The sequence below is a fragment of the Chromobacterium sinusclupearum genome (genome assembly GCF_002902845.1).
Taxonomy (GTDB): domain Bacteria; phylum Pseudomonadota; class Gammaproteobacteria; order Burkholderiales; family Chromobacteriaceae; genus Chromobacterium; species Chromobacterium sinusclupearum.
Genome location: NZ_PPTF01000077.1, coordinates 1 through 5,999, shown reverse-complemented (window position 1 = coordinate 5,999; position 5,999 = coordinate 1). Strand labels below are relative to the sequence as shown.

Here is a 5,999-nt window from a genome sequence, read left to right as displayed (position 1 = left end):
CGGTCATGGCGAGGAATGATGCGAATGATTTGCAGAATGTTATAGCATTACATAAAATAACGGGCAAGTTATAACATAACAAAAAGCACCGGCGCCAACTGCCCCCTTAATCATGGAGATTGCAAAGATGAAACGATTCCCCCGCCTCGCGCTTGTTGCCGCGCTCGTTTGCTCGCCGTTGCTGGCTCATGCCGCGGTCAATGTCGTAGCCGGCGAAAACTTCTACGGCGATGTGGCGCAGCAGATCGGCGGCAGCCACGTCCGCGTCACCAGCATCCTGAGCAATCCGGACCAGGATCCGCACCTGTTCGAGGCCAGCGCATCCACAGCCAAGGCGTTGAGCGATGCCCGGCTGGTGGTTTACAACGGCATAGACTACGACCCGTGGATGGAAAAGCTGTTGTCCGCATCCAAGGCCCCGCAGCGCAAGACCGTGGTGGCCGGCGAGCTGCTGAAGCGCAAGACTGGCGATAACCCGCACCTGTGGTACGACCCGGCCACCATGCCGGCAGTGGCCAAGGCGATCGCCAGCGAGCTGGAAAGCGCCGATCCGGCGCACAAGGCCGATTACGATCACAATCTGCAACATTTCCTGGCCTCGCTGAAGCCGCTGGACGCCAAGGTGCAAGCCTTGCGCGGCAAATACGCCGGCAAGCCGGTGACCGCCACCGAGCCGGTGTTCGGCTATATGGCGGAGGCCCTGGGCCTGAAAATGCGCAATGAAAAATTCCAGCTGGCGGTGATGAACAACACCGAGCCGGCGGCCAGCGATATCGCCGCCTTCGAGAACGATCTGAAAACCCATGCGGTGAACGTGCTGTTCTACAACAGCCAGGCATCCGACCAGTCCGCCAAGCGGGTGCAGAAAGTGGCGCGCGCCGCCAAGGTGCCGGTGGTGGGTGTGACGGAGACCGCGCCGGCCGGCAAGCATTACCAGGAGTGGATGCTGTCGCAACTGAACGCGCTGGACAAGGCGCTGGGCGGGTCCGGCAAGTGAGCGCGGTGTCGCTGGCCGGCGTCAGCGTCGGTTATCGCCAGCGCCAGGTGCTGGCCGATGTCAGCCTGGAGATCGGGCAGGGGCTGTTCATCGGCGTGCTGGGGCCGAACGGCGCCGGCAAGACCACGCTGATGCGGACCATACTCGGTCTGCAGGCGGTGGACCGCGGCAGCGTGCGGGTGCTGGGCCAGCCGGCCCGGCGCGGCAATCCGGCTGTGGGCTACATCCCGCAGCTGCGCAGCCACGCCGCCCATCTGCGGCTGTGCGGCTGGGACTTCGTCGCCAGCGCCTGCCGCGGCCACCGCTGGGGTTTGCCGCTGCTGGATGCCGCGGCGCAGCGCGAGGTGGGGTGGGCGCTGGACACCGTGGGCGCCGGCTCGTTGGCGCGGCGTCCGCTCTCCGAGCTGTCCGGCGGCGAGCGCCAGCGGCTGTTGCTGGCGCAGGCGCTGCTGGGGCGGCCGCGGCTGCTGTTACTGGACGAGCCGTTGATCAGCCTGGACCCGCATCATCAGCGCGGGGTGGTAGAGCTGGTGTCGCGCATCCAGCGCGATTTCGGCATCACCGTGCTGTTCAGCGCGCATGAGCTGAACCCGCTGCTGTCGGCCATCGACCAAGTGCTGTATCTGGGACGCGGCCAGGCCGCGCTCGGCACAGTGGACGAGGTGATCACCCGGCCGGTGCTGTCGCGGCTGTATGGTTCGCCGATAGAGGTGGTGAGGATGCGGGACCGTATCTTCGTGATGTCGGGCGAGGTGGAAGTGGAAAAGGAAGCGCACTGTCACGATGTTTGAATACGATTTCATGATCAACGCCTTCATCGCCGGCGGCCTGGTGGCGCTGGTGGCCGGGGTGACGGGTTACTTCCTGGTGCTGCGCGGCCAGACCTTCGCCGGCCATGCGCTGTCGCACGTCGGGTTCGCCGGCGCCACCGGCGCGGCCTTGCTGGGCATGTCGCCGCTATGGGGCATGACGCTGGTGACGCTGTGCGGCGGCGTGGCGATGGGCGCGCTGGGCGAGCGGCTGCAGGGCAGCGACATCGCCATCGGCACCATTCTGTCGCTGGCGCTGGGACTGGGCATGCTGTTCCTGCATTTTTTCACCGCCTACGCCACCCAGGCCACGGCCTTGCTGTTCGGCAACGTGCTGGGCGTGGACACCGCCACGCTGTGGTCGCTGGCCGGTCTGGGCCTGCTGTGTCTGGCGGCGCTGGCTTTCATCTCACGGCCGCTGGTGTTCTGCAGCCTGCAGCCGGAACTGGCCGAGGCCAAGGGCGTGTCGTTGCGCCGCTTGTCCATGCTGTTCCTCGCCATCGTGGCGCTGGCCACTGCCGGCTGCATCCAGATCGTCGGGGTGCTGCTGGTGTTCACCCTGATGGTGGGGCCGGCAGCCACAGCGCAGAAGCTGACGGCGCGGCTGGGACCGGGCGTGGCGTTGGCGGCGCTGCTGGCCTTGGCCGAGGCCTGGTGCGGCATCGCGCTCGCCTATTACACCGATTGGCCCAGCAGCTTCTGGATCACTGTGCTCAGCGGCGCGGCCTATTTGGCCGCGGCTGGTGCGCAAGTCCTGCGCTTGACGCGTGGATAGCACCGCCGGGGCGCTCGCCCCGGCGTTTTCCATTAGAACGCGTAGGATAGGCCCACCCCGGCGCACAGCCGGAAGCGGGTGCCGCCCAGGTCGTGGTCCAGCGTCTGCTGCGCGGCCGCCAGATCCTGGGCGCTGACGCCGGCCGCCGGATTCAGCGTCGCCTTGCCGCCAAACAGAAGCTGCGCGCCCAGGTCGGCGCTGACGCGCCAGGCTGACGCGCCCGGCACGGCGAAATCCCAGCCGACGCCCAGATAAGATCCCAGTGGCTGGTATTCCACCTTGCCGGTCAGCGGCCCGACGGCGGACGAGGCATATCGGTTGCCGCCCAACGTGTAGTTGCCCGCGCCATTGGCCGCGAAGTTCAGATCCTCCCTGGACTTGCCGGACAAGGTCAGGCCGCCGCTCAGCCGGAAGCCGCTGTTGCTGACCGGATGCCAATCCAGGCTGGCCGCCAGCGTGGGATTAGGCTTGGACTTCAACTGATAGGGCGTGCCGTCCAGCGTCTTGTCCTGCTTGTAGCGGAAGGTGTCGGCGATGCCCAGGCGCAGCGCCAGGCCGTTATCCAGGGCGCGGCCGACGCCTAGCTCCACGCCGGTGCCTAGCTTGGCGTAGCCCAAGGTGTCGTCGGCGTGCGCGGCTGTCAGGTGCAGCATGGCCAGCGCGCCGCAGGCCGTCATCGCGAATTTAGCTTTCATGGCAATCCTCTTCGTTGATTGAAGGCTCAGGCGAGCCGGGTGTGCGCATTGTCGCGGCAGGCCATGCGGCCCGCATGTGCCGAAAGATAGAGACGGCGCGCATGACTAACGGCACTCCCGGCGCGATGCGGCGAGCGGCAGACTTGTTGCCAATACAAGCGGGAGAGCGGAATGCTGGAAGGATTGAGGTGGGCGGCGTGGCCGTTGGCGCATGGTTGGGCCAGGCCGGGATTTTCCATGAAGAGCGCAGGCTGCATGACATATGGCTTGTGTTACGCTGGCGCATATTGCGCGGCATGGGCCGCGCTTTTCATATTGACGCGGGAAAACGTCTTCTCCATGCGACCTTATCTTCATGCCATCGGCACCGGCCCCGCCTGGTTCCGGCGGGCGCTGCTGCTGGCTTGCGCGCTGATGCTGGTGTCCGGCGGCGCCGATTTATGGCCCCTGCCGGAAGCGGCGCTGCGCGAGCAGGCCGCTGCCTGGCTTTGGCCAGCCTGGCTGGCGCATGGCTTGCGCGGTTGGCTGAGCTTGCGTGACGCGGCTTTGCTGGTGTTCGCCGCGCTGATGCTGTTGTTCATGCTGGCGCTGTGGCGCGGCTTGTCGAGCGAGGCGCCGCCACGGCGATGGTGGCCATGGCTGGCCGCGCAGATGATCATCGCAGCCGTGCTGGAACCATGGACCGAGCCGGGACTTGGGTATCTGGTGGCGGCCGAACTGGCCTTTCTGTTGCCCTGGCGCGGCGCGGCGGCCGGGGCGCTGCTGCAGGCGGCCTTGATCGATGCGGCGCTGCTGCCTTATCTGGCGCGAGTGGGCAGCGGCCATCCGGCCTGCAATATCGCCGGCGCGTTGCCGCCGCCGTTCTGGACGGTGGCCGCGCTGGACTGGCTGCAAGGACTGGTCTTCCAGGCTTTCGCCTTCTGTGTGGGCTATGGCTGGGCGGAAGCGCTGCGCGGCCGGCATCGGCAGGCGCAGGCCAATGCGGAGCTGCAGGCGACTCAATTGCTGCTGACAGAGGCGGTGCGCGATGCCGAGCGCGCGCGCATCGCCGAGGGAGTGGGGCGGCTGGCGGCGGATCAACTGGCGGCTTTGCAGCTGCAGCTGAGATTGGCTGAGGCCAAGTTGGGCGCTGAGGCTGATACGCAGATCGCCGCGGCGCGCGAGGAAGCGAGCCGGCTGGCGGAGGAACTGCGCGGCGTCGCGCGCGGCGATGCCCTGGCAGCCTTGGACTTGCGCGAGGCGCTGGATACCTTGTGCCGCGGCATCCCGATGCCGCTGGTCAGATTGGATATGGAGGATGCGCTGACGCTGAGCGAACCCACGCTGGCGCATGCGATATTCCGCACGGTGCAGGAAGCCTTGAGCAATGCCTTGCGGCATTCCGGCGCCGCCCGCGCGGTGGTGAGGCTGGAGCGATCGGGCGCCGGCGTGGCGGTGACGGTCAGCGATAACGGCAAGGGGCTGGCTGCGCCAGAGGCGAAGCGGGCAGGTCATGGGTTGACCGGCATGCGCGAGCGGGTGGAAGCGCGCGGCGGCACGCTGGACATCCTGTCGCCGGCATCCGGCGGCTGCTGCCTGCGCATCTGGCTGCCGTTGTCCGGAGAGGCGTCATGAGCGCGAACTCGACACCATCGCCGCTTGCTCTGTTGCGGGTGGTCGGCTTGGCCGCTTGTCTGGCTTTGGCGCTGCAGCAGATCGCCATCCTATGGCCCATAGGCGACGCCGGATTGGCGCATCTGCGCGAACGACTGCCGTTGTTGACGGGGCCGGCCATCGGCCTGCCCGGCGCGATGGCGGCCTACGGCTTGGGTTTCGCGGCGTTTGGCTGGGCCTTGTGGCGGGCTACCGCGGTTGGCTCGCGCGCGCCGGGTACTTGGGAGAAAGCCGGCCTGATGGTTTTACAGGTCGCGCTGGCCTTGCTGACGAACGACAAGTTGCTATTGCTGACCGCTGCCGAGCTTGCGCTATTGTTTCCGCTGCGAGCGGCCTGGCTCGGCTTGGGCGGGCAAGTGGTGGCGCTGCTGCTGGCGTGCGCCTGGCAGCTGCAGCGTCTGCCGGCGGAGGAGCTGATGTGCAATGTCAGCGGCTCCAATGTCCAGGCCCCGCCGTTGGAGCAGCGGTCTTGGTTGTTGTGGCAGGACGCTGTCGTCGGCGGTGGCTTCCAGCTGCTGACCTTTGGCATTGGTTGCTTGGGCGCGGCGGAACGCCGCCGCCGCGCGCAACTGGAGGCGACCCGCGCCAGCCTGCTTGCCGCCCGGCAACTGCTGGCCGGCGCGGCCGGAAATGGCGAGCGGGTGCGGGTAGCCCGCGAATTGCACGACGGCATCGGCCATCATTTGTCGGCCTTGAATCTGCAACTGGAGCTGTTGTTGCGGCGCGGGGCTGGCGAGGCGGATGCGCCGCTGCGCGCGGCGCAGCAGGCTGCGCGGCAGATGCTGGCCGAGGTGCGCACGCTGGTGGGAGTGGAGCGGCGGCAACACCAAGCGCCATTGGCGGAGGCGCTGCGTTTGTTGTGCGCCGGCGTCCGGCCGCAAGCGGTGCTGGTGTTGGAGCCGATGCCGGCGCTGGCGGACGATGCGGCGTGGCGGGCGTTTTCCGCGGCTCGCGAGGCGCTGGAGGGCGCCGGTGGCCGGTCTTGCCGCTTGTGGCTGCGGGGGCAGGGCGAAGGCGGCGCGGAGCTGTGTCTGTCGATGAACGGCGAAGGCGGGTGGACGACCGTGTGG

General features: G+C 67.5%; 6 protein-coding genes. 5 read left to right on the top strand and 1 reads right to left on the bottom strand.

Annotation, left to right across the window (positions count from 1 at the left end):
* The first annotated feature begins 127 nt into the window (after window positions 1–127).
* Genes C2134_RS18025 through C2134_RS18015 form a run of 3 tightly spaced genes read left to right on the top strand, consistent with a single transcriptional unit; the run spans window position 128 to window position 2,581 of the window.
* Window positions 128–997: a metal ABC transporter solute-binding protein gene (locus C2134_RS18025; RefSeq protein ID WP_199179983.1), complete on the top strand. Its 870-nt coding sequence runs from the start codon at window positions 128–130 to the stop codon at window positions 995–997.
* Window positions 994–1,788: a metal ABC transporter ATP-binding protein gene (locus tag C2134_RS18020; protein ID WP_103321477.1), complete on the top strand. Its 795-nt coding sequence runs from the start codon at window positions 994–996 to the stop codon at window positions 1,786–1,788. Before C2134_RS18025 ends, C2134_RS18020 begins: the two co-directional genes overlap by 4 nt.
* The gene (locus C2134_RS18015) at window positions 1,781–2,581 is read left to right on the top strand and encodes a metal ABC transporter permease (RefSeq protein ID WP_103321476.1); all 801 of its coding nucleotides are present in this window, start codon (window positions 1,781–1,783) and stop codon (window positions 2,579–2,581) included. Before C2134_RS18020 ends, C2134_RS18015 begins: the two co-directional genes overlap by 8 nt.
* A 32-nt stretch (window positions 2,582–2,613) precedes the next feature.
* Here C2134_RS18015 and C2134_RS18010 read toward each other — a convergent pair whose 3' ends face one another.
* Window positions 2,614–3,276 carry a hypothetical protein gene (locus tag C2134_RS18010; protein WP_146042203.1) on the bottom strand — a complete coding sequence of 221 codons (663 nt, stop codon included), beginning with the start codon at window positions 3,274–3,276 and terminating at the stop codon, window positions 2,614–2,616.
* 339 nt (window positions 3,277–3,615) lie between these two features.
* Here C2134_RS18010 and C2134_RS18005 point away from each other — a divergent pair, with 339 nt between their 5' ends.
* Both C2134_RS18005 and C2134_RS18000 read left to right on the top strand, forming a co-directional pair.
* Window positions 3,616–4,890: a sensor histidine kinase gene (locus tag C2134_RS18005; protein WP_158248809.1), complete on the top strand. Its 1,275-nt coding sequence runs from the start codon at window positions 3,616–3,618 to the stop codon at window positions 4,888–4,890.
* Window positions 4,887–5,999: histidine kinase (locus C2134_RS18000; protein WP_199179982.1), on the top strand; the 1,113-nt coding region annotated here is incomplete at its 3' end. The genes C2134_RS18005 and C2134_RS18000, both read left to right, overlap by 4 nt.